We start from the raw sequence: 25892 nt of genomic DNA, 5'->3' as shown, positions 1-25892 counted from the left end.
CTCTTCCTCACGCGTTCCCACGTATCCACTCATCTTGTTCGCGCTGCGACCGGCAGATCGGCTATAGTTGACCACTTTGACCAGATGGACTAGATTGACCATCATGGCGACGTGGGGATTGGCAGAAGCAAAGGCAAAGTTCAGCGAAGTGGTGGAACGCGCCGAACGGCATGAACCGCAAGAGATCACCCGCAACGGGAAACCTGTGGCCGTGATTGTTTCGCGTGAGGAGTGGGAGGCGCGGAAGGCTATGCCTCCCATCCGTCCTGCAAAGGGTATGAGCGCCTGGGATGCGATGCGACCATCCAAGCTGGGACGCGCAGGCGACTTTACAGCCGAGCGCGACCGTACATCGGCGCGTGCTGCGAAGTTCTGATGTACCTGCTTGACACCAATATCGTCTCAGAAACAGTCAAGGATCACGGAGACACGAGTGCTGCACGATTTCTGCGGAGCGTGTCACACCAGTATCTCTATTTGAGCGTCATCACCATCGAAGAACTGCTCTTCGGCATCCGCCTCCTGGTGCAAGGGCCGAAGCGAACACGGCTGGAGCATTGGTTCAAAGACAGGATCATCCCAACATTTGCTGACCGCATCGTTGAGGTAGATGTTCGGATTGCGGACGTCTGTTCGACCAAGCTGGCCACGGCACGTCGCAAGGGCAAGAATCCGTCTCTGGCAGATGCACTGATTGCAGCGACCGCAACAGTGCATGGTCTGAGTATCGTGACCTTAAACCGAAAAGACTTCGAACCGCTGGATGTACCGTTAGTGGATCTCTAGCATTTCCGGTCAGACTTAGTCCTTGGCCACGAAGCTATTGAAGCAGAAAGGCCACCCTTTCGGGTGGCCTTACTTATTTCGTTCTGGTTCGAAGACTAGTCGCCTGCGACCAGTTCGTCGTTGCTGATCGCGTTCACCACTTCGACGTTGCTGGTTGCCGGAGCTGCGGGCTTGATGCCGCCCAGTCCGCCGATTTCGCCGATGGCGACGAAGCCGCCGGGGGTCTCGGCCTCCTTCAGGATTTCCTTGCGGTAGAGCTTCGCCATGCGGGCGTTCTCTGCATCCTGCTTCAGCTTCGCATCGCGTGCGCGAATCTTCTCTTCGCGAGCGTTCTTGGCGATACCACTCTTATCGAAGGTGTCGTTCGCCGCAGAGTCCACATGCGCCTGGTTCAGCACCAGGTCATACTTCTCCTGCTTCTCGATCGCAACCTTCTTGCCACCGGCGAAGATTTCGTGACGGCCGTGCTCCTCGTACCACTTGGTGAGGGTCGACGTCATGTGCATTTTTTCGATGATGTTGCGCCAGCCAACGCCCGTGTTGTACGCGCAGAAGCTGATTTCGCCTTCCTGCGTGGCGTACGGGATGATGCACTGCTCGGTACGGCGGAAGTCGTAGTTAAACAGATCCTGGAACCACATGCCGGCGATAAAGAGGAAGTTCCAGCGGTCAGCGCGGCGCTTCTCAATGTCAGCCATGGTGCGGTCACCGGTCACCTTGCCATAATTGCGGCCAGTGGCGCCGAAGCACTTGTCGAACTTCTGCAGCAGATCCATGATGCGGAAGTGCGTGGGCGACTTCGTCGGATCATAATTGCGCAGCAGAGCAAGCGATACACCGACGATGGACAGGAACTTGCCGCGGGCTGCGTCGTTGACGCGGGCCACGTCCTTGGCAAGCTGCACTGCATTCAGGAACGCGGTCACCGGAACGGCTTCCTTCGTTTCCTTATCGATCATCAACGCCATGCCGATACCGCAGTTCGGGTGGCAACCGCAGGAGAGCTGACCCCAGTCATGATCCGGTCCGTGAACCAGATCGGCCCAGTCGGAGAAGGTGGACATGAACGAAATCGGGAACCAGTCGCGGGTGGACTCGCCAAGGCCCGTCTGGTTGCGGATATCATGCGCAAGGTGCGACAGCGTGTAACGCTGTGCCTGGCGGCGCTCGTCAGAAACCGCTTCGTCGCGGCCCGTAAACGAAACCGGCTGGAAGCTGAGGAAGTTGATCTTCTTCGGGTTGTCGAGCGCGAACTCGATGATGCGGCCAACCTGCTCGTTGTTGATGCCGTTGATGATGCAGGTGACGGGAACGATGTCCACACCAGCCTCATGCAGGTTGTGGATCGCCTGCAGCTTCACGTCGAACGAGTTACCAACCTTACGGTGGCTGTTGGCAGCGTTGCCGATACCGTCGAACTGGAGGTATGCGTAGCGCAGACCGGCTTCCGCCGCGGCCTTCGCAAATTCCTTCGACTTGGCAAACTCAATACCGTTGGTGGCAGCCTGCACCGAGTTGTAACCAACCTTGCGTGCATAGGCCACAGCGTCCAGGAAGTACGGGCTCAGGGTCGGCTCACCGCCCGAGAACTGTACCGACATCTGGCGACGCGGCTTGATCTGGATCGCGTTGTCCAGCATGGTCTTGATCTCGTCCCACGTAAGTTCGTGAACGAAGCCAACCTGGTTCGCATCCATGAAGCAGGGGTCGCACATCATGTTGCAGCGGTTGGTCAGATCGATGGTCAGAACGGATCCACGACCGTGCGTGACTGTCGAGGTGCCGTGGTTGTGCAGCTTCTCGTCATTGTGGGCGCGGATGTCGCGGCCCGGGAAGACGTCTTCCAGGTGCTTCATCATCGGCGGATCGATGGACATCACGTCCTCGAAATGGCCGTGAATCGGACAATCCTTCACCATCAGGATCTGGCCATCGCGCTCGATGATCTGCGCCTTGATCTCGCCGACCTTTTCGTTCAGGAGGATTTCGTGGGGCAGTTTGCCGTCCACAATCTGCTGACGGATCTCCGGCACGCAGCGGGGGCAGAGGGAATCAGTGGTGCGGGGCCAGCCAAGGGGAGGCTTTTCCTTCTGGTAGCTCTTCAGCAGAGGCTTGTCGCTCCACTTCGGTGTGAACGACGGGTTCGGGCTGATGTTGTTCAGCTTGTCAAACACTACCCATGCGCCTTGCGCTGCAAGCGTAAGGGCTTTTTCTGCGAGCTTCGATGCCTTGGCCATACCTTCTCCTGAACGAACGCCTCGCCCCGTGGGGATCACGTGGACAGGCGGAATGAATCTATGCGACAAGCTTAAAGATGATCGAGTTCCATCCCAAGCTCCAAACTTTCGGCACGAACCCGCAAAGACACAGGGACTTGCGCCTCAAAAAGCGTATCGGAAGGATCAGGGCGACACATCCACGATTTACGGAACAGCAACATCGCGCAGCGAACGGTGATCTGTTGCAGTGAACGGATGGGTCACTTTTTCGCAACTAAACGCCGACTATTTCAGTCGGCGTTTAGTCGTGACGCGAAATGGCGCTCCCGCAGAAAACCGCGCTATTTGCGCAAATGAACGATGCGCAGGGCGTCGTCCAGAAATTCATTCGCGAGCATGCCAATGGCGGCACCGCCCAATGACATGCCGTAGTTGCCCAACGTGGCCTTCGCGCCCGTGTCCTGATCGGGGTAGATGAAGTTGCTGATCCCAGCCGCGGTGCCATAACCGAGCAACAATGGAGCATTCAGCGTTTGGTGGCCGCTGTCAGACCGTGTCACCACCACACGCGAGGCAGCATAAAGGCCGCGCTTGAAGAAGTTTTGATCGCGCCCCATCTGGTAATAGCGCGGATCGTCCCGGAAAAGAGGGGCAAAGACAGCGTCGGTAGTCAGACTTTGTGTCGCGTTGCGCAATGTCGCAGCACCCACGCGTTTGCCGAAGGCTTCGCTGTTCCTGCCGTAATGCGGTGCGGAGTCCACCAGATGCGACCATCCCGCCGACGTCATAATGCTGGCGAGATTCATCAGCCCAAAGGAGTCAGGAACTGCATAGACCATTTTGTCTGTGGCGCTGAGAGGCAGCGACTGCTGACCGGGATAGATGACGCTGGCGTACTTCTTCGCCACTGGCCGGCCATAATTCCCCACATTGGCCCGAACAGGCGAATTCGCATTCGACTGTGACGCCTGATCCTCCAGCGAATCGCGCACGGCAGAAGGTGCATCCGGCAACGGAACTGGCTGCTCCAGCCGCGCCTCCGCAACTGGCAACAGATTCGTTCCCTGCGCGAGCAATAGCGGTGAAAACAAAAGAGAGGCGGCAGGCGCAATGAGATATCGCTTCAACGTGGCATTTTCCTTTTCCGGGCTCCGAACGGAGTGCCTCGGTTTATCGCAGATTGGAAGCCAGCTCTTTCCTTTAAGTTGCACCGGGTTCCGGGGGTAACTTTCGCGGCAACTCCTGAGAATTCCCGCAGAACCTCGCTGTGGATACGGTTCTAATTGCATGTGGATACGTGCGCCCATCGGCGCGGGAAGGAATCGGAAGATGACCGACTGGAACCGCGAAGTGCAGGATGCAACCGATCGCGCCGAAGCCGAACTGCAACGCCTGATCCGCTACCTGAACGATGAGGTGGTGCCGGACGTGCGGCAACAGGGTTCGTCCGCGCTGCGAAAAGCTGCGGAAGGACTGCACAAACTAGCGGAGAAGATGGATGACGGCAGGCGGTAGCCCCAAAGGATGGCAACGCGCAGCGCTGGTATTTGCCAGCCTGCTGCTGGTGCTGCTCACCACTGGATGCCATCACAAGGCCAAGGTGTCGCGGAAGTATCCGCCTCCTCCGCCGGTGCGCGGCAGTGCTCCTTCCTCCAGTTCCGCAACAGCGAAACGGCCTCTGCCGGCCTATGCAACACCGCCGCCGAACTGGAATGACAATGCCCTGGCTCCCCGCGACTCCAGCACAGAAGTAGGCCTTGCCAGCTGGTACGGCCCGCCGTATCACAACCGGCAGGCCGCCAACGGCCAACCCTTCGACCAGAACGCGATGACCGCGGCCCATCGAACGCTCCCCATGGGTACCACGGTCCGCGTGACCAACACCGCGACCAATCAATCGGTCGTGGTGGTCATTACCGACCGAGGTCCCTTCGTGCACGGGCGTGTGCTGGATCTGTCGCTGGCCGCAGCCAAAGCCACAGGCGTTTATCGTGCGGGCGTGACGCAGGTACGGATTGAAGTGCTTCAACAGCGGGCCGGCGTATCGCCCACGGGCAGATGGTGCGTACAAATTGGGGCGTTTCAGGACGCTCGCAACGCCCTTCGTCTGCAAAACGACCTGCAGAAACGCTACGGCAGCGCAAAGGTGCTGGAATTTCAAGGACCCACCGGCCATTGGGTACGCATCAATCCACTCGGATACGACAAGCGACAGGCGGTAGCAATCGCAGACAGCCTGCGAACCGCCGAACCGGATGCTCTGCCCTATCTTGTGCGACTGGATTAGGTGACACAGAGAATCCGTACGGCAGCAGCAATTCGCCCGACGAATCGAGTACCCGTTGCGGTTGCCGATAAAAAAGAAATATTCAGTCGATAGCAATAGGGTCGTTTCAACGAGAAACAAGGGTTTTCCGGCCGCGGCGCAAAATACATACAGCACGACACAAAGCCTTATGACTGGGCGGCATGGTCTGTGCCAGCGATCGCACCTACAATGAAACTCTTGCACGCCTCCAGGAACACATCCTCTGAAATCACCGTCGAGCCGGCATTCACGCCCGCACAACGAACCGAATTTACGCGTAGTTTGCGCCGCTGGTATGAACAACATGCTCGCGTGTTGCCGTGGCGGGGTGTGCGCAATCCGTATCGCACGTGGCTTTCGGAGATCATGCTGCAGCAGACACGGGTAAACGCCGTACTGGAGCACTACGAACGGTTTTTGCGGCGCTTTCCCACCATCATTTCTTTAGCGCTGGCGCCGGAAGATGAAGTGCTGGCACAGTGGAGCGGGCTGGGCTATTACCGTCGTGCGCGTATGCTGCATCGCACGGCGAAGCTGATCGTGGAGGAGTACGGCGGCGAATTGCCGTCTACCGCTGTGGGGCTGCGAAGGCTTCCGGGGATTGGAGCCTACACCGCGGCAGCGATTGCGAGCATTGCGTTTGGCGAATCAATTGCCGTAGTGGACGGCAACGTGGAACGCGTGCTGCTGCGTGTGCTGGGGCTGCCGGAGACACCAGGCGCGAAGATGGTAGAGTTTCTGGAACGGACGGCCAATGCCCTGGTGCCAAAACAAAATGCCGGCGACCACAATCAGGCCATGATGGAACTTGGCGCCATGATCTGCACCCCGCGTGCGCCGCGATGCATGGAGTGCCCGGTGTTTACGCTGTGCCGGACGCGTGGCGAACATCCCACACTGGAGCGCATCCCCATGCGATCAGAACGTGTGCGCTATGCGCTGACCACGCGGCGCAGGCAGGACGGGCTGGAGGTGCTGCTGCAGCGGCGTCCGAAAGAGGCGTCGCTGATGGCCAACATGCTGGAACTGCCACAGCTTTCCATGAAGACAGAGGCGGGAGATCTGGTGCTGCTGGAAGAGCCGTTGCTGCGCGTGCGGCACTCAATTGTGGGCACCAATTACTACGTGGAAGTGGTGGGCATGGCAACGCGAAGAGAGGCTGCAAAATATACATTGCGCAGCGATGCAATGGAGTGGGTTCCGGTGGCGAAGCTACAGGAATTTCCGCTGACGGGCCTGGCCCGCAAGGTGTTGCAGAGAATGAAGCTGATGAAGCTTCCAGGTGGGCTGCCGCAGGAGGTTCCGCTCCTGATCGGGCGTGGCGGACGAGCGGCTACGGGCAAAAAAGCCTAGCCATGCGAAGTAAAGCCCACCGATGCGAAGTCGCAATTTACCGTGCCACACTTGCTCCTGCGGGTGTTTCCGTGTACATCCCATAAGGGAAGCATCCGCCGCCCCATTCCGTATGGCTGCGGACATTGACAACGGAAGACGTCCCGCACGGTGACACCGAGCGCAGGAAGGAAAGGTTTGTTATGGCAACGGAACGCAGTGCAAATGCAGTTTGGAATGGCGGTCTGAAGGACGGCAAGGGCGTGATCAGCACACAGAGCGGCGTGCTGAAGGAACAGTCATACACGTTTGTGTCGCGCTTTGAAAACGGCGCAGGTACCAACCCGGAAGAGTTGATTGCTGCAGCGCATGCCGGCTGCTACTCCATGGCGCTGAGCGCGGAACTGGAGAAGGCTGGACACAAGGGCGATAGCGTGGCCACCACCGCAACCGTGGTACTGGAGTTTGTAAACGGCGCGCCGACCGTGACCACGATTCACCTGAAGAACCAGTCGAAGGTGCCCGGGCTGGATGCGGCGAAGTTCCAGGAGATTGCAGAGGGCGCGAAGAAGAACTGCCCCATCTCGCGCCTGCTGGCGGCAGCGAAGATCGATCTGGATGCGAAGTTAGTTTCGTAAGAACAGCTTCGTGAAGCGTGAAAGCCCCGGAGTTTTCTCCGGGGCTTTTTCTTTAGATCGGGGATTGACATAGATTGCCTATGCCAGTTACGTTCACTGGCATAGGCAATCTATGCCAGCAGAGGCGCTCCGCATGAAGCACAACGAAATTCCACCCGGATCTTTAACGCTATTGATTCTTCGCACACTGTCGCGACATGGGACGTTGCACGGCTATGAGATTGCGGAGTCGATCCTGCAGGCGTCCGACAACGTCCTGGAAGTGGAAGAGGGGTCACTGTATCCCGCACTGCAGAAGATGCTCGTCAACAACTGGGTGAAAGCAGAGTGGGGCGTGACGAAGGGCAATCGTCGTGCGCGCTACTACCAGTTGACCGCTGCAGGACGGAAGCAGCTTGCAGCAGAGTCGTCGAATTTTGAGCGTGTTTACAGCGCCATTGCACGTGTATTGCAGACGGCTTAAGTAGCCGCTCATTTTCTGTTTCCATTTTTGCTTTGCAGGAGAAATCCGCTATGTCACTTCTTCGTCGTATCCAGATGCTGCTGCACCGCAAGCGCTTTGACTCTGAGCTGGAAGAGGAGATGCGCCTCCACATGGACCTGCGTGAAGAGGAGCAGCGCTTCGCGGGAGCAACACCAGAAGAAGCGCGCCGACAGAGCAGGCGCGACTTTGGCAATCCCACCGTGCTGCGCGAGCGCAGCCATGCCGCATGGGGATGGGGATGGCTTGAGTCACTGGTGCAGGACATTCACTATGCGCTGCGTTCCATGACGCATGCGAAGGCGCTGACGCTGATGGCATTGCTTTCGCTGAGTCTTGGCATTGGAGCGAATGTTGCCATCTTCAGCTTTCTGGACGCGCTGGTACTGCGTTCGCTGCCGGTGACAAAGCCCGCAGAACTGGTTCAGTTTGGCAAAGGCGATGAGGCGGGCGTAACGGGCGATTATGGCGATACCACGCTGTATTCCTATCCGTTTTTTCGGGAGTTTCGGAAGAGCAACACTGTGTTCTCTTCGGTTGCTGCGGTCTTCAGCTTTGGCAGTGAGATACACGGGACTCTGGACCACAGCCCCAGTATGCAGAAGCTTACGACAGACACAGTCTCAGGCACATTCTTCTCCACGCTGGGCGTGGAACCTGCAATGGGCCGCTTTTTTCGGGATGAAGAAGATCGCGTCGAGGGCAAGTTTCCTGTCGCAGTGGTCAGTTATGCCTTCTGGCAATCGGCATTCCAAGGGACGCCGGACATACTGAATCACACGGTGAAACTGGCTGATACCACCTTCAACATTATCGGTGTGGCGCCGCCGGGATTCTTTGGCATTGAAGTCGGGCATGCGCCGGATTTCTGGGTGCCGATGGCGATGATGCAATCGCTGCCCTCGCATCACAAGGGATATGCTGACGGCTTCTTTCAATCGAACTATATTTTCGGGCGGCTGAAGCCAGGCGTGACGCGTGCGCAGGCCGAGGCGGAGACGAATCTGCTGTATCAGCATATTGTTCGGTCATTTCCGAACGCCGATCTGAATGCGTATAACCTGTCGCATCTGCAGAACGCGCATGTGCAGTTGACTGACCTGACCACAGGACGTTCGTTCCTGCGCAGTACGTTCTCTGATCCGTTGAAGATCCTGATGGGCGTGGCAGCGCTGGTGCTGTTGATTACATGTGCCAACATCGCCAATCTATTGCTGGCGCGGGCGACGACGCGTACGCATGAATTTGCAGTGCGACAGGCCTTTGGAGCACAACGCCTGCGGCTGATTCGTCAACTGCTTACAGAGAGTCTCTTATTGTCAGTGGCGGGTGCAGTGCTTGGTGTGGTCCTTGCGCTCGCTGCGGATCGTCTGTTGCTGCGCATGATTTCAGGCGGCCCGGATGCAAACCTATTGCCGCTGGACATTTCGCTGAACCTGCGCCTGCTTAGCTTCACATTGTTTGCCACGATAGGCACTGCAGTATTGTTCGGGCTGGTGCCTGCGCTGCGTGCCTCGCGCGTAGCTGTGAATGAAGGACTGAAGGAGAGTCGCCGTAGCAATAGCAATTCGCGTAGTCCGCTGAGTAAAGGGCTAGTGATTGCGCAGATCGCACTCTCACTGGTGTTGAGCGTGGCTTCCGTTCTGTTCTTGAGGACGTTGGTTAACCTGACGCGTGTGGATACGGGTTTTCCGCGGAACGGCGTCATGCTGGTCGACATAGATTCCAGCGTATTGGGCATGAAGGGTGAAGACCCGCGTATGGTCGCCATGTTCCAGGAGATTGAGCAGCGCGCCGGTGCATTGCCGCAGGTAAGGGCCGCTAGTTTTGCTGCCTTCACTTTTGCGCAGGGAAGCTGGAATGGAACGCTCAACGTACCCGGCATGCCATTCAACGAAAAGGCCAACGTGAAGCACAACGTGATTGGCAACAGCTATTTCAACGTGATGCAGATGCCGTTGCTGGCAGGCCGTGCCTTTGGACCACAGGACAATGCGGCATCGAACAAGGTGGTGATCCTGAGTGAGAGTGTCGCGCGTGACTACTTCCCTCCAGGTGTGAATCCGATTGGCCGTCACATTTACTACGGTAAAGATCCCAACCCGGAGAAGAGGGTGGAAGTGATCGGCATTGTGCGCGATGTGAAGTTTGGGAGCCTCGATGAGCCGAGACAGTACATCGACTACTATCCGAATCCGCAGCATCCATCGGGTTATGGAACGCTGGTAGTGCGCTACGATGGCAACTTTGCCACGATGTCTGCCGCTGTGCAGAACACGATTCATTCAGTGAATCGCAACCTGGTGATTGACCATGTGACCACGCTGGATCGCGTGATTGAAGGAACGATGGTGAACCAGCGCCTGATGGCACAGCTTTCCACCACTTTCGGTCTCCTTGCCGTGCTGCTCTCCGCGGTTGGTATCTATGGGTTGATGAGCTACCTGGTGGGTCAGCGTACAGGTGAGATCGGTATACGGATGGCGCTGGGTGCATCGCATACCGGCGTGCGATGGATGGTGATGCGCGAGATTACGATGCTGGTGGTCAGTGGCATTGCGGCGGGAATCGTATTGACGCTGCTGGGAGGACAGCTGGTGCGCAACATGCTTTACGGCATTGCTCCGTCGGAGCCGATGAGCCTTGCAGTAGCGATCGTTTCGCTTACGACGATTGCGCTGGCGGCAGGCTATGTACCTGCGCGCCGGGCGTCGCGTGTGAATCCCATGCAGGCACTGCGCTACGAATAGAGACTTGCCATCGCGCAAGGGAGGCCCCCACGAAGCTTTTACACTCCATCGCTCAGGAGAAATCACGTTTGGAATATTGCGAAAAGGTATGGCTTTATGAAGTTATTGATAATACCTTGCCATCTCTTTGCGTTGCGCCCTAGAATTTCGCTTCGGGGAACCGTTACTCCCACGAAGGGATTTTCCGCACATGAACATCACTCGCCGCGACTTCGGTCGTCTTGCTGCTGCCGGCATCTCCGCCGCTGCGCTTCAACCGCGTTCGCTCTTTGCCCAGGGTAAGCCAAATTCGAAGATCAACGGCGTACAGATTGGCGTCATCAGCTATTCCTACCGACAGATGAAGCCGTTTGATGCGTTGTCTGTTCTGAAGTACGCCGTGGAAGACGGCATCAACGCCACGGAACTGGAGAACGTGCAGGAACTTTGGGCTGGCATGCCGTCCATGCCACCCCGCCCCCTGGGACCGCCGCCCGCACCGGGCACACCGCGTCCGCAGATGTCTGAAGCAGCCAAGGCCGCAATGGCTGCGCATGCCGAGGAAGTCACCAAGTGGCGCACCACCATGGACGTGAACAAGTACACCGAGCTGCGCAAGCTTTACAACAATGCCGGTGTCAACATCTACGCGTTCAAGATCACGCTGACCGACCGTATGCCCGATGCGGAATTTGATTACGCCTTCAAGGCGGCCAAGGCATGTGGCGCAAACCACCTGACCATGGAGATGCCCGATAACAATCCCGGCCTGACCGCCCGCATCGGCAAGTTTGGTGAGAAGTACAAGATGCGCATGGGCTACCACGCACACACGCAGGCCAAGCCCGATACCTGGGATGAGGCGTTGGCACAGTCGCCGTGGAACGCCATCAACCTCGACATTGGCCACTACACTGCCGCAGGCAATCACGATCAGATCGCCTTCATCCAGAAGAACCATGCGCGCATCACCAGCATGCACCTGAAGGACCGCCAGTACCCGGAAAAGGGCGGCCAGAACCAGCCCTTCGGCGAAGGCGACACCCCCATCAAGGAAGTGCTGCAGTTGATGAAGAAGGAGAAGTACAACTTCCCCGCAACCATCGAGCTGGAGTACAAGCTGCCCGACAGTTCCGACGCCGTGAAGGAAGTGGCAAAGTGCCTGGCTTACGCAAAGAGCTGCCTCGCATAACAAGACCTTCCGCAATCAACAAGGAGCCGGCCATGTGCCGGCTCTTTTCATATCCAAATACATCTTTCGCTTGATCTCGGACTTATTCTGTCGTATTTTGAAGGTGCGGTAGAAATTGCCGTTTTCTGAGGCTCTCCTTGAGGGAGGGGAGAGAAGTGCATGCCGCGGCAGTGTGTGCGGCAGCCTCTCCTACGCTAACGTGCGAGTCCGCTCGCCCCAGAGAAAATCCACTGCTCCTGCGGTTTCCCGTGCCTCTTTGCGCGGCCGTGGCGGTGCGCCTTGAAGGATGTTTGTTTTGAAAGCTCTCCATCGTTCTGCAATTCTGCTCGCTTCGCTGTCCGCGATCTCACAGGTCGCCTATTGCCAGTCAAAAGCATGTTCGGAAGATAAGTCATCCCCTGTCCAGACCGTGATGCTACAGGTGCAGGATGCCAGCGGTGCCACGGTGGAACGTGCTGCGGTTGAGGTTCGTTGTGGCGCTACGGTGTATCGCGCACAGTCCGGGCCACACGGCGATGTCGCACTGTCCTTGCGCTCCGGCACCTACACCATCTCCGTGCAGGCACCCGGTTTTACTGCTTTGCAACAGGACAATGTAGCGCTCTCAGGAAGCGCGCAGCCCACCATATTGAAACTGCAGGTGGGCTCGGCAACCGACGTGATCAGCGTCACGGCAAACACCGGCTTCGTCCCCTACGCATCGAATGCAGGGTCAAAGACGAACGCCCCGTTGATCGAAGTGCCGCAGTCCATCTCCATCATTAGTGGACTTGAGATGCAGTCGCGCAATGTGATCACGATGAACGAGGCGTTGCGTTATACGCCGGGCGTGACGGCAGACGAGTTTGGCGTGGAACCGCGCTTTGACTGGTTGAAGATTCGCGGATTCGCCGCGGAAACCTTCGGTGTCTTCCGCGACGGCATGCGCTTCAATTCCCTCTCAGGCAAGCTGGATCCATACGAACTGGAGAGCGTGGAAGTGCTGCGCGGACCATCGTCCGTACTCTATGGCCAGGTGCCTCCCGGAGGATTGATTAACCAGGTCACCAAGCGTCCCTCGCCGGAACGCCGCACAGAAGTCGGTATGCAGCTTGGCGCATTCACACGCCGTGAAGGATTCTTCGACACCACAGGCTCCATCGACAAGAACCAGGTGTGGCAGTATCGCCTGCTCGGCGTGCTCCGCAACAGCGACACGCAGACGAATTACACGCCGGATAATCGTCGTCTGATTGCACCGTCATTCACTTACAAGCCAAGCGACCGCACCAACTTCACCTTCCTCGGCGACTGGCAGCACGACGGCACGCGATGGAGCCAGTTCCTGCCCGCAAGCGGTACGCTGTACAGCAATCCCAACGGCATCATCCCCGTGAACACTTTCCTCGGTGAGCCAGGATGGGAGCACGTGACGCGTGAACAGGCCTCGGCTGGCTATACGGGCGACCATCTGTTCCGCGATGGCTGGAATGTGCACTCCAACTATCGCTATCAGTACATCAACTTCCAGGGCCGTACGGTGTATGGCGGGGGCTTTGATGGAAATAGCACTACGAACGTGGTGCGTTATGCGTATGAGCTGCCAAGCTGGAACCGCGTCAACACGCTGGATAACCGTGCACTGCGCCGCTTTACAAATGGTGACTGGGAACAGACGGTGCTGTTTGGCTACGACTACCAGCATGTGGCTCTCAAGAGCAAGCAGGCCTTCGCACAGGTGGCGGACATCAACATTTTCAAGCCGGTATATGGTGTGACGACGATTCCGAATATGTCGCCGTACCTGTATCAGGACAACCTGTTGCAGCAGCATGGCCTGTATGCGCAGGACCAGATCAAGTATCGTCACCGGCTGATCTTCACCGTGGGCGGCCGCCAGGACTTTGCGAAGAATGACATCGCAGACTTCCTCGCGAACAAAGAAACAGGCCATCTCGATCAGCGATTCACGGGCCGCGCGGGCGTTGGTTATCTGACAGCAAGCGGCATCTCACCCTACGTTTCCTTCTCCACCAGCTTTCTGCCGAATGCTGGGTCGTATGTCTATAACGCAACGACAGGGCAATCGACCGATCCCGCCAAGCCGTCCGATTCGCGACAGATTGAAGCGGGCGTGAAGGTGCAGCCGAATACGTGGAACAGCTACTTTACCGCGGCATTCTTCCAGATCAACCAGACGAATGTGCTGGTGACCAATGCAGCGTTCCAGACGTATCAGACGGGCGAAGTTCGCTCTCGCGGTGTAGAGCTTGAAGGCATTGCAAGCCTGCAGCATGGGCTGAGCCTGCATGGTGGCTACACGTTTACCGCAACGGAGACGCTGAAGGACCAGACCGCCGCAAACGTTGGCAAGTGGCTGCCGCAGACGCCGAAGAACCAGGTGTCTGCGCTGGCGGATTACACCGTGCCTGGCGGACGCTTCAGCGGATTGGGTGGCAACTTTGGTGTGCGCTTCGTCGGCACGAATGCAGCCGATAGCATGAACAGCTTCTTTGTGCCCAACTACGCTCTGCTGGATGCGGGATTGCGGTTTGGATATCGCGGCATGTTGTTCAGCGTGAACGCAACCAACCTGACGGACAAGCGTTATGTGGCTACGTGCGGCGGGTTGAACTATTGCTACTACGGCTACGTGCGCAACGTCATTGGACAAGTGAAGTACCACTTCTAAACACATGGCATTCGCAAACAATCTCGTTCATCACCCACGCAAACTGTGGCTGCGCAGGGCGCTCTTCCAGGTGCATCTCTGGCTGGGCGTTCTGCTATCGCTTTACGTTGTGGTCATTGGTCTTTCCGGCTCCATACTGGTTTGGGAAGACGAGATCCAGGCGCGCACCTTCCGCAGCGAATCGTATAACCCTGCACATCGCGTTGAGATGCCGCAGGTCCTGAAGAGCGTGGCCGCGGCATATCCGAAAGATCCAGTGTCCTTTGTGATGTGGCCGCAGCCGGATGTGCCTGTGTACAGCGTGTACATGCATACGGAAAACAAAGGGCAGCGCATGGTGCGTGTCAGCGCCACGACGGGCAACCTGCTGCCGCAAAGCCGCACAGCCATGGACTGGGTGAGTGATGTGCATGTTTACCTGCTGATGGGGCGGACAGGCTTCATCATCAACTGCGTGATGGGTATCGGCCTATTGGTGCTTGCGGTTACAGGTGTGGTGTTGTGGTGGCCGGGGTTGCGTGCGTGGGCGCGTGGTTTCTATGTGAATCTCCGCGCTGGATGGAAGCGCATCAACTATGACGCGCATAACGCTATTGGCATCTGGACGCTGCTCATTGTGAGCTGGTGGGGCTTTACCGCGATTGACTTCTTATTCCCGGCGCAGGTGATGAAGGCTGTGAATGTGATCTCGCCCGTGAAGGCGATGAAGCAGCCGGATGTGCCCAAGCCGCTGCATGTGGGCGCATTCGTACCGGTGCAAACGATTGCAGATCGTGCGCACCGGTTGAGTCCCACGGCGTTTCTTGCAGGTATGTCTGTGCCCGATGCGCCTGACGGCAACTATGTGGCGTACATGGATCGATCTACACCCGGTGACTTTTCGCACCGCTTCGTTCATACCTTTGCTGCAGATGGGCAACTGCTCTCTTCGTGGCGCTACGGCGAGAAGGAAACGCTGGGCGACTGGATTCTGTGGCTGGTCTATCCGCTGCACTTCGGCACGCTATGGGGCACGTGGGTGAAGGTGATCTGGAGCACGCTCGGTATGAGTTTGCCCATCCTATCCATCACCGGCCTGTTGATGTACTGGAACCGCTATCTGGGCAAGCGCTGGAAAAAGCTCCACCAATAAGCAAAATCAAAAGGGCACGGCAAAAGCCGTGCCCTTTGAACAAACAAGAAACAATCACTACTTCGCTTTGCTTCCAAGCCATGCTTCGCGAAACGCCTTCTGTTCCGTGGTCAACGTTCCACCCGCTGTCTCTACAGGGACAATCTCCAGCGCAGGATCTTCCGCGAGCACAGCCTTCGAACGCACTTCCTGACCGCGCCGCTTGTAGACAAGCTCCACGCTATCGCCCGGCTTGTGTCCCTCAATGGCCTTCTCGACATCAGCAGATGAGTTGATCGCCACACCACCCACACTGATCAATTCATCATCCAGATCCAATCCCGCAAGATATGCAGGCGAACCAATGATGGTGGAAGCGGCTACCTTCAGCGTCTCCGGTCCTGCAGGAGCCTGACCGCGACGCACAGGATCACCCTTCTTCGCCAGGTAGATGTTGCCCAGCGTAGCGCCGCCCTTCTTCTTCATCACGAAGCCCGCATGTTGCAGCAACGCGGCGTAGTCCACCTTCTCCGTGCCAATCATGTAACGCTTCACATAGTCCGCAGCAAACGCAGGATCACCACTTACCTTCGCAAGCTGCGTCTGCACATCCGCAATGCTGTACGGATGGCCAACGAGTCCGGGCGCGGGTCCACCGGGCTTGCCATACGCGAACCACATGGCACGCATGAAGTCATCCAGCGTGACCTTGCCGTTTGTCTTCACACGCAGCGACAGATCAAGCCCCATCGCAACGACATCGCCAAACGTGTAGTAGGAAACAAATGTGTTGTTGTAATACGTGGGAAACAGATCGCTCGCGCCGTCCACAAACGGTGCCATGCGGCTCATGTCCATCGCGGACCGATACTGCGTCGCGGGCGAGTTGATCACGTTGCTCAGATCGCGTGCAAAACCCATCATGCCGCGCGGCATCGGCGTCAGCCCGGTGCGGATCATCGCCAGGTTGCCGTAATACTGGGTGAAGCCTTCCGCAACAAACATCAGGCCGCTCATATTCACATCGCGGAAGTTGAACGGCTCCAGACCCTCAGGACGAATGCGTTCCACATTCCAGTTGTGAAAGTACTCGTGCGCCACAACGCTCAGGCCAAGCTGACGAGAAGTCATCACGGTGCTGTTGCGATGCTCCATGCCATCGCCGTTATCCCACGGCAGCGCATCGGCAAGGAAGGTGTAGTAGCCCGGCTCATAGTCGGGCAGTTCGCCGTACACAGCCTGCTCTTCCTTCACAATCTTTTCCACGCCTGCAAAGTACTCGGCCAGTTCCGCGTCTGTTGCCTGCGAATGCACCACGATGCGGATGGTCTGCGCCTTACCACCCGACTTCAGCGCTGGCACCTGGAAGGTGTGAAGAGCGTAATTCGCAAGCTCTGCAGGGCTGTCCATCAGGTACTGCAGATTCGGCGAGGTAAACGTATTCGGATCATTCGTGGGATAAAGCTGCGTGGCGATCTTCCAGTTCAAACCATCCGGCAGAACAAAGGTCAGCTTCGACGGACGATCATCGAAACCGTGCGCCCATATCACCGTGGCAGGCCAGTTCAGATGCGCATGCGTCGTGTCGACCGCCATAAACGTGCCATCAACGCGATCACCAAACAATTTGTAAGTCACATGCACGGTGCCGTGATGTCCGCTCACCGTCCACGAGCGCGGATCAGGCTTGGTCACCGCCAGCGGCTTGTCATTCTCATCCGTGAACTTTTCTTCAAACACATTCGACGCGTATTCAAACGCGGCATAGCGGCCCGGCGACGAGCGGCTCATCTGCACAGTCAGAGGCTGCTGCGGCACGTTATGAAATGTCGCCTCCACCTGCACCACATGGTGCACCACGTCCGGAAAGGTAAAGCGGTATTCCGTGGCGTTGTTCTGTGCAAGGGCAGGCAGGGTGGCAGCAGCAACAGCCACGGCACCCACAAGACGCAGTAAGCAAGCAGAGGAATTCTTCACAGTGAGCCGATGATAACGCCGCACACCAAGGCAGTGAAGGTGCTTCGGAAAATACAGTGGATAGGAAGCGATTCCAACCAGGGAAATGCTGCCAGATTTACGAAAAGTGAAGTACGAAAAAAATGGCGCAGATTCGCGTGACGGCGACGGAATTTGTGGACTAGATTGGTATGCGCTTCGGCAAGGTCTTAGTTGCAGTGGTCCAACCTCCGCAGTTGGACCTCGCCGGCAAATGCTTTCAGCTCACAAAGGGAACCTACTCATGATCACTCGCAGAACCTTCCTTGGAACCATGGGAGCCGCGACAGCGCTGGCAGCCATGCCCACTGCACGCGCTCTTGGCGCTAACGACCGCATCCGAATCGCGCTGGTGGGATGCGGCGATCGCGGTATGCAGGACCTGCGGGATGCTCTGCGGGAACCAAACATTGAAGTCGTTGCTGCAGCGGACGCTTACACCCGTCGGCTAGAGATGATGAAGGAGAAGTATCCCGGCATCAAAACCTACGACGATCCGCTGAAGCTACTGGAAAACAAGGATGTGGATGCGGTGATCAATGCGACGCCGCTGCACCTGCACGCCAAGTATTTTCTTGCCGCGCTGCAGGCGGGGAAAGACCTGTACAGCGAAAAGACCATGGCCTATAACCTGACGGACGCAACCGCTTGCCGCGATGCCGCGAAGGCTTCCAAACAGGTGGTGCAGATTGGCATGCAGCATGAGAGCGAAGGCGAACTGCGCGATGTGCAGGATTGGGTCAAGAGCGGCAAACTTGGCAAGTTGACCATGGTGGAAGCGTGGATGAGCCGCAACACACCGCGCGGCAAAGGTCAGTGGGTACGGCCTATCCCGGAAGATTGCAACCCGAACCATGTGCGCTGGGATCTGTTTCTGGCGAACCGCCCCAAGAGTACATTTGACCCGAACAAGTTCATCAACTGGCGGCTATTCTGGGAGTTCTCCGGTGGCAACATCACGGAAAATATGGTGCACCAGATTGCATGGATCGCAACCGCACTGGATCTGGACGTTCCCGCCGCCGCCTATTGCGCGGGCGGCGTCTTCAGCGAGAAGGATGGACGCCAGGTGCCGGACACCATCGCCGTCACGCTGGAATATCCGAACGACCTGACCGTGTTGTGGCAGTCCACCTTCTCCAATTCGCGTTATGGCCTGGGCGAACACTACCTGGGTTCCAACGGCACGATTGAGCACGTGTCCGGTTCGACGGGCATGGTGACGGGCAGCCAGAGCGCTCGCGGCGGCACGAAGTTCATGCCAGAAAAGGCAAATGACCCTACTGGCACCGTGATCGAATCGACCACCAAAGGCGTCACGCACATGGGCAACTGGTTCGATGCGATCCGTTCGCGCAGCAAGAATGTGAACGCCACCGTGGACGTTGGCTATCGGTCTTCTGTCGCGGCGTACATGTCGAACCTGGCCTACCGGCGCAAGGCACGTGTCACCTTTGAAGAGGCAAAGGCTGCACCACCGGATGCGCTGTGGAACGATGCAGACCTGCACACATCGCGTCATAAGGGATGAATAGAGGTTGAGAAGAGAAAACGACGGTGGCGGTAGTGATTCAAGAGATACACTGCTGCCACTGTGAAGCGTTTTCACATCTGCGTGATTGCGTTCGTGATGCCGTTCGTTGCGCTGGCGCAGGATCATGTCACTGGTTCCGGTTATCAATCTGTGATTCCCGAGTTGCGCGGCGACCGGCTCAACATCGATCGCGATCTGCAGATTGCGCTGCGTACATTTAACGGGCAAAACTCTCTCGACATGAACAACCGCTCCGTTGGCGTTGTGGACCGGTCGATTGCTGGCAGCCTGCGCACAAATGCATCTACTGACGTGATCGCTGAGGGCGTGGTGCTGCGTACCGATGCGTACCTTGCACCGGACAAGAACAGCATGGTGACTGTGCTTACCGTGCTGCCCACAGTGATTCTGCGCGCGCCTGCTGGCTTTCCAAATTCGCCTACTATGTCGAATCGATCTTCAGGCCGACACCGTGAAGTGATTCCTGCGGCTCCACCACCTCCGCCGCCACCAGGTTCGGCGCTGCGATTTGCCTTGGCAGGCGGTACGGTCTATTTCGATGACAATAACGGCGCCACAGTGCGACAAACCGGCGTGCGATATCCCGGCCCCGGCGAAAATCTGGTTTTCTTTGGCCAGACCATCGTCGGCAGTCCCACCGAGCCACCCTCAGCAGTGTTGCTGCTAAAAAGCGCCTGTGCGCCGCAGGAAAACACATGCGCTTCCATTGACGGGAATCCCATCCACTCCGATGAGTTGACGGCACGTGTGCACGGCGGGATGGCAACGGTTAAGGCATACAACGCAACGGGCGCGGCCATTGCCGATTCTGTGCGAGAGGGCATTCGAGGGTGGGCCGCTTCCCTGGAGGGTCACTACAACGTGGGGCAGGGGGACATTCGGCGCTTGCCTGGTCCTGAGATCGATATGCCGCCATTTACTCCTTCCTCAACGGACGAGAGCTTTGTGCGGGCACACATCCTGCGAAGCGATGCCAATATCACGACGGGTGGACTTGGTATTGTGACGGACTCAGTAGCTGCAGTAGATAAGGTTTATCAGGGCATGAAGCCGCGCGAACGAACCATCGATATCACACAACGTGGAGGATTGTTGTGGAAGGACAGTAGAGTGGTGCTGACCGCCCTGACGGCGACGCAGCAGCCGCTTGTGGAAGGCGGCGACTACTTTCTGACAGTGGGACGCACCAACGACAATCGATGGGAGTTGCGTGCCGCATGGCGCATTATTGATGACCAGGTGTTTGTACTGGACCGACCGCGTGGGATGGCGATATCGCGTGATGGCGGTTCGTACTGGAAGAGTACGGCGTTGTTTCTGAAGTCCCACGGCCTGCAATAGTGTTATCGACACAACGCAGCGAGGCGGTAGGCTGTTTCTGATGCCGATTGAGTTTCTTGCAACAGACGATGATGCTCTGATCCGTGGACGCGCCCGTGTGGGCGATGCCGAGATTGTGGTGTGTACCGATGGCACTTGCCTCTTTGATGGTGGAGCCATGTTTGGCGTGGTGCCGAAGACGCTGTGGTCGCGCAAAGTGGAAGCCGATGAGAAGAACCGCGTGATGCTTGGGCTGAACTGCGTGGTGGTGAAGATCGGCGGCATGAACGTGCTGATTGAGACCGGCTTCGGCAACAAGATTGCTCCGAAACTGAAGGAGATTTACGCCACGCAGGAGCGACTCCCCTCTTCGCTGGAAGCTGCAGGAATCGCGCCGGAAGATATCGATATCGTCATCAACTCGCATCTGCACTGGGACCACTGCGGATGGAACAGCGTGCCGGATGCGGATGGCAATGCGGTGCCGTATTTCCCGAACGCGCAATACATTGCGCATCGCGGCGAAGTGGAACATGGACGCCATCAGTGGGAGCGCGACCGCATTAGCTATGTCGCTGAGAACTATGAGCCCATGATTGCCACAGGGCAGATGCGGCTGGTGGAAGGAACGCACGCCGAGGTGATTCCCGGCGTGACACTGGAGTGCTATCCGGGGCATACGCGGCATTGCATGGCAGTCCACATTGAGAGCGGCGGCGAACATTCGTGCTTTGTCAGCGACCTGATCCCCACCAGCGCGCACCTTGACCTGGGATGGGTGATGGGGTTCGATCTGGACCCACTGCGGACCATGGAAGAGCGCAAGCGCTTCTATTCCCGGGCCATTCCCGAAGACTGGTTGATCCTTTTCCCACACGATCACCGCCGATGTATGACACGGTTACAAAAGGACTCGACGGGACGCAACGTCATCATGAAAGATTGAGGCAAGTCCGATGGAGAGCATGTGTTGCCGTTCATCACCTCTGGAGGTTTGACCGCGTTGCCGATCCCCCAAACCGACACACCATCGCTGCAACACGCTGCCCTTAGGCGTGGTGAGATTCTCCGTCAGCTTGGGCTGATGGAAGAGGTGGATGAGCGTGAGTTCGACGAACTGGTAGAACTTGCTGCGGCACTCTGCGGCAAGGCGCTGAGTGCGATGACGCTGCTGGATGAAGAAACACAACTCATCAAGGCGCGCATGGGCTTTCAGGGAGCCCGAACCATGCCTGTCCGTGAATCGATCTGCCAGTACACCGTGCAGAGCAATCAGCTCCTGGTGGTGGAAGACACCGTGGCAGATGCCCGGTTTGGTGGGCCTGTGGGCGGTGGGATCCGGTTCTACGCCGGCACGCCGCTCACCACCATGGACGGCACGGCTGTCGGAGCTTTGTGCGTCATGGATACGACGCCTTCGGCGTTGACACCGCAACAGCTTCGAGCTTTGGAGGTATTGGGACGGCAACTCAGCAGTCGTATCCAGTTGCGCGAACGCGCACGTGCGATGGCAGACCTGCTGTCAGAACGCGAACGCGCTCGCGAAATGTTCGTGACCATCCTGAATAACGTTCCTGCTCAGATATATCTGAAAGACGAGACTGGCAAGCTTCGCTTCTATAACCGCAAAGTCGCCGACCGATTTTCCATTGACGAAAACGCGTGGCTGGGTAAGACCAGCCGCGATCTGTGGGACGAGCCGACCGCCGAGCGAATTCTTCAGGAGGACCAGGCCGCACTGGAGTCGGGCAAACCGCAGGAAACGTTCCTGGACCTGAAGGAAGCGGATGGAAGAGTGAGCTATTGGAGAACCACAAAGGCCCCGTGCCAGGACTCTAACGGCAAGCCGGTCCTGGCCTGCTGCTCCATCGATCTGACGGAACAACGTGAACGCGAACGCCACCTGCACGAAATTCAGGAAGAGCTGGAAGAGGCAAATCGCAAGTTGAGTTCACTGGCGTTGACCGATGCTTTGACCGGCCTGTGGAATCGCCGCGCCTTCGATTCCAGGCTGGAAACCGCTGTCATCAGCGCACAGCGAAGCAAACAGCCTCTGGCGCTGATGCTGCTGGATGTGGACCACTTCAAGAGCATCAACGACCGCTTTGGTCACTCCTGTGGCGATGATGTTCTGCGCAACGTGGCGACCATTCTGAACCGCACCACCCGCGCAGACGAGGCGGTATGCCGCTTTGGCGGAGAAGAGTTTGTCATTCTGATGCCGGACACAGATGCGCAGGGAGCCATGGCGCTGGGTAGACGCATCCGTGAAGCCATGCACGCCTTCCACTGGGAAAAAGAGCCGGTCACCATCAGCATGGGCATTGCCATCTGGAGCAGGAACTGGACGTCGGATGACATGGTGGACAATGCCGACGCAGCACTCTACCGCGCCAAGGAAGGCGGGCGTGATCGCTTCATCTGTTACAACTGCGAGACGCAGGTGGTTTAGGATGCACCGCGATTAGCTCTTCGGCGTTGCCCAGGGATCGTAGTCGCCCACGCTCCAGATCTGTCCTTCGGGATCGCGCACGCTGAAGCCACTGCCGCCGTAGTCTTTTGTCTCCAGCGGCATGAGTACAGTGGCGCCTGCAGCTTTTGCCTTCTCCCATGCTGCAGCGCAATCCTTCACAATCAGATAGATCGACGAAGTCACGCGATTCCCTGCTTCGTCCGGCTGCACATACCAATCTGCTGTTGCAGGATTTGTCCCAACGGTTCCCAGCATGATCATGCCATTGCCCAGAACGAGTTCTGCGTGTTGCACCCCACCGTCGTCACCGCGATAGACGGCGTGTTCCGTGAAGCCGAACGCCTGCTTCAACCACTCAATCATGCGATTGCAATCGCGATAGCGGATGCCGGTGATGATGTTTACGGTGCTCATGAGGAAGACCTCCGTTGCGCTGGTTATCTTACTGCAACAGCATGGCAAGAATGCGTCCATCGGGGTGGAAACTGGCACCGTGGCACTCTTTGCCTCGCATATCGGGTCCGATGGAGTGACGCAGGCTACGGTGCATGTAATTTTCAGGCGCTTTCTGCGGAAAACCATCACGTTGTCGCGTTGCAACAGTCTGATTTCCTTGAAAATCTGTGGAATGCGACAATGAAGAGTCGGGCTTTTGTGCGTCTTTGTTGCACAGAAGCGCATCTGGAATAGGAACGGTATGGCAGAACAGACACGCGTCGTCGGCATCGATCTTGGCACCACCAACTCACTTGTCGCCTTTCTTGAAAATGGCGTTCCGGTGGTCATTCCCGGCGAGGACGGGTCAAAGCTGGTGCCTTCGGTGGTGGCCATTGAAAACGGCACGGTGACCGTGGGCAATGGCGCGCGTGGCACGCTGCTGTCGTCGCCTGCGAATGCTGTCTACAGCGCAAAACGCCTGATGGGACGCGGCATTGATGATGTTCGCGATGAGTTGTCGCTGTTTCCCTTCCGCATTGCGGATGACCAGAAAGCGGATGAAGTGCTGAAGCTGCACGTGGGCGACCGCGTGCTGACACCGCCACAGATCTCCGCGCTGGTGCTGGAGCAGTTGAAGAAGAATGCTGAGCGTTATTTCGGCACAGCGATCACCAGGGCCGTAATCACCGTACCCGCGTACTTCAACGATGCGCAGCGGCAGGCTACGAAGGATGCGGGACGCATCGCCGGGCTGGATGTTCTGCGCCTCGTCAATGAGCCAACCGCAGCTGCGCTGGCCTACGGTCTGGATCGTGCGAAGGAAGGCACCGTGGCCGTGTATGACTTTGGCGGTGGCACCTTTGACGTGTCGATTCTGAAGCTGCACGACGGCATATTTGAAGTAATTGCCACCAACGGTGACACGCACCTGGGCGGCGACGACATTGACAACCTACTGCTGCGCATTGCGCTGGATGAAATTCAGCACGAGCTTGGCGTTGCACCTACGCCGGAAGTGGTGCAGACCGTTCGTCAGGCCGTGATTGATGTGAAGATTGCTCTGTCAGCGGATAATGCTGCAAAGTTCGACATTGCGCTGAGCGGTGGCAAGAAGTATCAGCGCGAAATCACACGCGAGCAGTTTGAAGGGCTGATTCAGCCAGTGATTGCGCGTACTGCTGCGCCAGCGCGGCAGGCACTGAAGGATGCGGGCATGGAGCCTGCGCAGATTGATGAGGTGGTCCTTGTCGGTGGATCGACGCGTATTCCCGCAGTGCAAGCGCTGGTGGATGAGGTTTTTCAGCTTTCGGCGCGAGGCAAGAAGGCGCACACAGAGCTGAACCCGGACGAAGTGGTGGCGATGGGCGCAGCAGTGCAGGCGGACATCCTGGCAGGTGGCTCTGCAGCCACCAGCGAACTTCTGCTGCTGGATGTGACTCCGTTGTCGTTGGGTATTGAGGCGCTGGGCGGAGTGGTTGCAAAGATTATTCAACGCAACAGCACCATCCCCGCAAGCGCTACAGAACACTTCACAACCGGCGTGGACGGCCAGACCAACGTGGCCATTCACGTGGTGCAGGGCGAGCGCGAACTGGCGAAGGATTGCCGCTCGCTGGCGCGGTTTGACCTGAAGGGTATTCCGCCAATGACCGCAGGATTGCCGCGCATTGAGGTGCGGTTCCTGATCGACGCGAACGGCATTCTGCAGGTGAGCGCGAAGGAACAGCGCAGCGGAAAAGCCGCCGAAATCGAAGTCAAACCGACCTACGGCCTGTCCGACGATCAGGTGGAAGAGATGATCCTCGCCTCGTTCGACCACGCGGAAGAGGACCTGGAACAGCGTCAGTTGATTGAAGCCACGAACGAGGCGAACACCATTCGTGAAGCCGTGGCAAAGGGCCGCAATCACGCCGCCTGGCAGCAGCTTACAGCCCATGAGATCGCGGAGATCGACGCTTCCGAGGCCAATCTGGATGCCACCATCCAGAACAAGGATTACAAGGACATCCGTTCTGCAATTGACCGGCTGGACAAGGCCACGCGGCGCTTTGCCGAACTGATGATGGACACCACGCTGCAGCAGGCCATGACCGGCAAGACGATGGAAGCCGCCGGCGAAAACATTGGCGACGGACCAGCCGCTCCGCACCCATTTGCACCGGCGCAGATCGACGACACAAAGAAAGAAAACTAGCTACGCGGCAGCTTGTGAGCTGCGGCTTTTGCACGCAGTTCGCGGATGCTGGGTTTCACCGCGCCAGGATCGCCGGAGGCCATGGGAACGTCTTTGGGCGGGCGCGATCGCAGCGCTGCCGCCACATTGCGGATTCGCGACGGGCGTTCGCCCGGGTCGCTGGCTTCTGGTCGAGTGAATGCGGCTACGGCTGCCTGGCGAATGCGCGATGGACGGTCGCCACGTGAGGCAGCTTCTTCCGCTGCGAGCTTCGCTTCCTTGCGCGCTGTCATGGCAGCGGCAGCTTCACGGATACGAGAAGGACTGTGACTGCGTGTCCGCTCGGCTTCCTTCGGGATTTCGTGTTCGCCCGTGTTGCCGGAATGGCCTTCCTTGGATGAACTGAAGACGGCCACGAGGCACGGAATGAGGATAAGCAGCATAAAGCCGATCCCAACCATCATGTTATGC

The 25892-nt window shown here is 57.8% G+C and carries 21 protein-coding genes; 16 read left to right on the top strand and 5 right to left on the bottom strand.

Translation table 11 applies throughout. The features are described 5' to 3' along the window. The first annotated feature begins 103 nt into the window (after window positions 1-103). Together AB6729_RS12430 and AB6729_RS12425 are read left to right on the top strand one after the other, a co-directional pair. On the top strand, window positions 104-376 hold the full coding sequence (locus AB6729_RS12430) for a type II toxin-antitoxin system prevent-host-death family antitoxin (protein ID WP_371081939.1): 273 nt from the start codon (window positions 104-106) through the stop codon (window positions 374-376). Next, window positions 376-786, top strand: coding sequence for a type II toxin-antitoxin system VapC family toxin (locus AB6729_RS12425; RefSeq protein WP_371081938.1), 411 nt, complete (start codon window positions 376-378; stop codon window positions 784-786). Before AB6729_RS12430 ends, AB6729_RS12425 begins: the two co-directional genes overlap by 1 nt. 95 nt (window positions 787-881) lie before the next feature. Here AB6729_RS12425 and AB6729_RS12420 read toward each other — a convergent pair whose 3' ends face one another. Both AB6729_RS12420 and AB6729_RS12415 read right to left on the bottom strand, forming a co-directional pair. Then, a complete protein-coding gene (locus AB6729_RS12420; protein ID WP_371081937.1) occupies window positions 882-3023 on the bottom strand; it encodes a radical SAM protein in 2142 nt (713 codons plus the stop codon). A 323-nt stretch (window positions 3024-3346) separates the two neighbouring features. Then, window positions 3347-4132, bottom strand: a complete 786-nt coding sequence (locus tag AB6729_RS12415) for a hypothetical protein (protein WP_371081936.1) — start codon at window positions 4130-4132, stop codon at window positions 3347-3349. A 202-nt stretch (window positions 4133-4334) separates the two neighbouring features. Here AB6729_RS12415 and AB6729_RS12410 point away from each other — a divergent pair, with 202 nt between their 5' ends. The 9 genes from AB6729_RS12410 to AB6729_RS12370 all read left to right on the top strand — a co-directional run bounded on the left by AB6729_RS12410 (window position 4335) and on the right by AB6729_RS12370 (window position 15488). Further along, window positions 4335-4520: a hypothetical protein gene (locus tag AB6729_RS12410; RefSeq protein ID WP_371081935.1), complete on the top strand. Its 186-nt coding sequence runs from the start codon at window positions 4335-4337 to the stop codon at window positions 4518-4520. Continuing rightward, on the top strand, window positions 4504-5292 hold the full coding sequence (locus AB6729_RS12405) for a septal ring lytic transglycosylase RlpA family protein (protein ID WP_371081934.1): 789 nt from the start codon (window positions 4504-4506) through the stop codon (window positions 5290-5292). The genes AB6729_RS12410 and AB6729_RS12405 overlap by 17 nt, the downstream gene beginning before the upstream one ends. Before the next feature lie 210 nt (window positions 5293-5502). Continuing rightward, the gene (locus AB6729_RS12400; RefSeq protein ID WP_371081933.1) at window positions 5503-6666 is read left to right on the top strand and encodes an A/G-specific adenine glycosylase; all 1164 of its coding nucleotides are present in this window, start codon (window positions 5503-5505) and stop codon (window positions 6664-6666) included. 182 nt (window positions 6667-6848) lie between these two features. Then, window positions 6849-7283 (top strand): OsmC family protein, encoded by a 435-nt coding sequence (locus AB6729_RS12395; protein WP_371081932.1) that lies wholly within the window; start codon window positions 6849-6851, stop codon window positions 7281-7283. A 133-nt stretch (window positions 7284-7416) separates the two neighbouring features. After that, the gene (locus AB6729_RS12390; RefSeq protein ID WP_371081931.1) at window positions 7417-7746 is read left to right on the top strand and encodes a PadR family transcriptional regulator; all 330 of its coding nucleotides are present in this window, start codon (window positions 7417-7419) and stop codon (window positions 7744-7746) included. A gap of 50 nt (window positions 7747-7796) precedes the next feature. After that, on the top strand, window positions 7797-10514 hold the full coding sequence (locus AB6729_RS12385) for an ADOP family duplicated permease (protein ID WP_371081930.1): 2718 nt from the start codon (window positions 7797-7799) through the stop codon (window positions 10512-10514). 190 nt (window positions 10515-10704) lie between these two features. After that, window positions 10705-11685 (top strand): sugar phosphate isomerase/epimerase family protein, encoded by a 981-nt coding sequence (locus AB6729_RS12380; RefSeq protein ID WP_371081929.1) that lies wholly within the window; start codon window positions 10705-10707, stop codon window positions 11683-11685. Window positions 11686-11980: 295 nt separating this feature from the next. Continuing rightward, a complete protein-coding gene (locus AB6729_RS12375) occupies window positions 11981-14356 on the top strand; it encodes a TonB-dependent siderophore receptor (RefSeq protein ID WP_371081928.1) in 2376 nt (791 codons plus the stop codon). 4 nt (window positions 14357-14360) lie between these two features. Beyond that, window positions 14361-15488 carry a PepSY-associated TM helix domain-containing protein gene (locus AB6729_RS12370; protein WP_371081927.1) on the top strand — a complete coding sequence of 376 codons (1128 nt, stop codon included), beginning with the start codon at window positions 14361-14363 and terminating at the stop codon, window positions 15486-15488. A gap of 57 nt (window positions 15489-15545) precedes the next feature. Here the strand turns inward: AB6729_RS12370 and AB6729_RS12365 are convergent, their stop codons facing one another. Further along, entirely contained in the window at window positions 15546-17402 is a 1857-nt protein-coding gene (locus AB6729_RS12365) for a M61 family metallopeptidase (protein ID WP_371081926.1), read from the bottom strand. 304 nt (window positions 17403-17706) lie between these two features. On the opposite strand from AB6729_RS12365, the gene AB6729_RS12360 reads away from it, so the two are divergent. The 4 genes from AB6729_RS12360 to AB6729_RS12345 all read left to right on the top strand — a co-directional run bounded on the left by AB6729_RS12360 (window position 17707) and on the right by AB6729_RS12345 (window position 22789). After that, the gene (locus AB6729_RS12360) at window positions 17707-18993 is read left to right on the top strand and encodes a Gfo/Idh/MocA family protein (protein WP_371081925.1); all 1287 of its coding nucleotides are present in this window, start codon (window positions 17707-17709) and stop codon (window positions 18991-18993) included. A 63-nt stretch (window positions 18994-19056) separates the two neighbouring features. Beyond that, the gene (locus tag AB6729_RS12355; protein WP_371081924.1) at window positions 19057-20358 is read left to right on the top strand and encodes a hypothetical protein; all 1302 of its coding nucleotides are present in this window, start codon (window positions 19057-19059) and stop codon (window positions 20356-20358) included. A 40-nt stretch (window positions 20359-20398) separates the two neighbouring features. Beyond that, entirely contained in the window at window positions 20399-21283 is an 885-nt protein-coding gene (locus tag AB6729_RS12350) for an MBL fold metallo-hydrolase (protein ID WP_371081923.1), read from the top strand. Window positions 21284-21340: 57 nt separating this feature from the next. After that, window positions 21341-22789, top strand: coding sequence for a diguanylate cyclase domain-containing protein (locus tag AB6729_RS12345; RefSeq protein WP_371081922.1), 1449 nt, complete (start codon window positions 21341-21343; stop codon window positions 22787-22789). 12 nt (window positions 22790-22801) lie between these two features. On the opposite strand, the gene AB6729_RS12340 is transcribed toward AB6729_RS12345, so the two are convergent. Beyond that, on the bottom strand, window positions 22802-23224 hold the full coding sequence (locus AB6729_RS12340; RefSeq protein ID WP_371081921.1) for a VOC family protein: 423 nt from the start codon (window positions 23222-23224) through the stop codon (window positions 22802-22804). Window positions 23225-23507: 283 nt separating this feature from the next. Between AB6729_RS12340 and hscA the strand changes: the two genes are divergently transcribed. Beyond that, window positions 23508-25442 carry a Fe-S protein assembly chaperone HscA gene (hscA, locus tag AB6729_RS12335; RefSeq protein ID WP_371081920.1) on the top strand — a complete coding sequence of 645 codons (1935 nt, stop codon included), beginning with the start codon at window positions 23508-23510 and terminating at the stop codon, window positions 25440-25442. Here the strand turns inward: hscA and AB6729_RS12330 are convergent. Further along, window positions 25439-25864, bottom strand: coding sequence for a hypothetical protein (locus tag AB6729_RS12330; protein WP_371081919.1), 426 nt, complete (start codon window positions 25862-25864; stop codon window positions 25439-25441). The genes hscA and AB6729_RS12330 overlap by 4 nt on opposite strands. Between the last annotated feature and the right edge of the window lie 28 nt (window positions 25865-25892).

It is taken from the genome of Terriglobus sp. RCC_193 (assembly GCF_041355105.1).
In the GTDB taxonomy this organism is placed as follows: Bacteria; Acidobacteriota; Terriglobia; order Terriglobales; family Acidobacteriaceae; genus Terriglobus.
The sequence above is the reverse complement of the archived record's forward strand: the minus strand, read 5'-3'. Positions and strand labels throughout refer to the sequence as shown.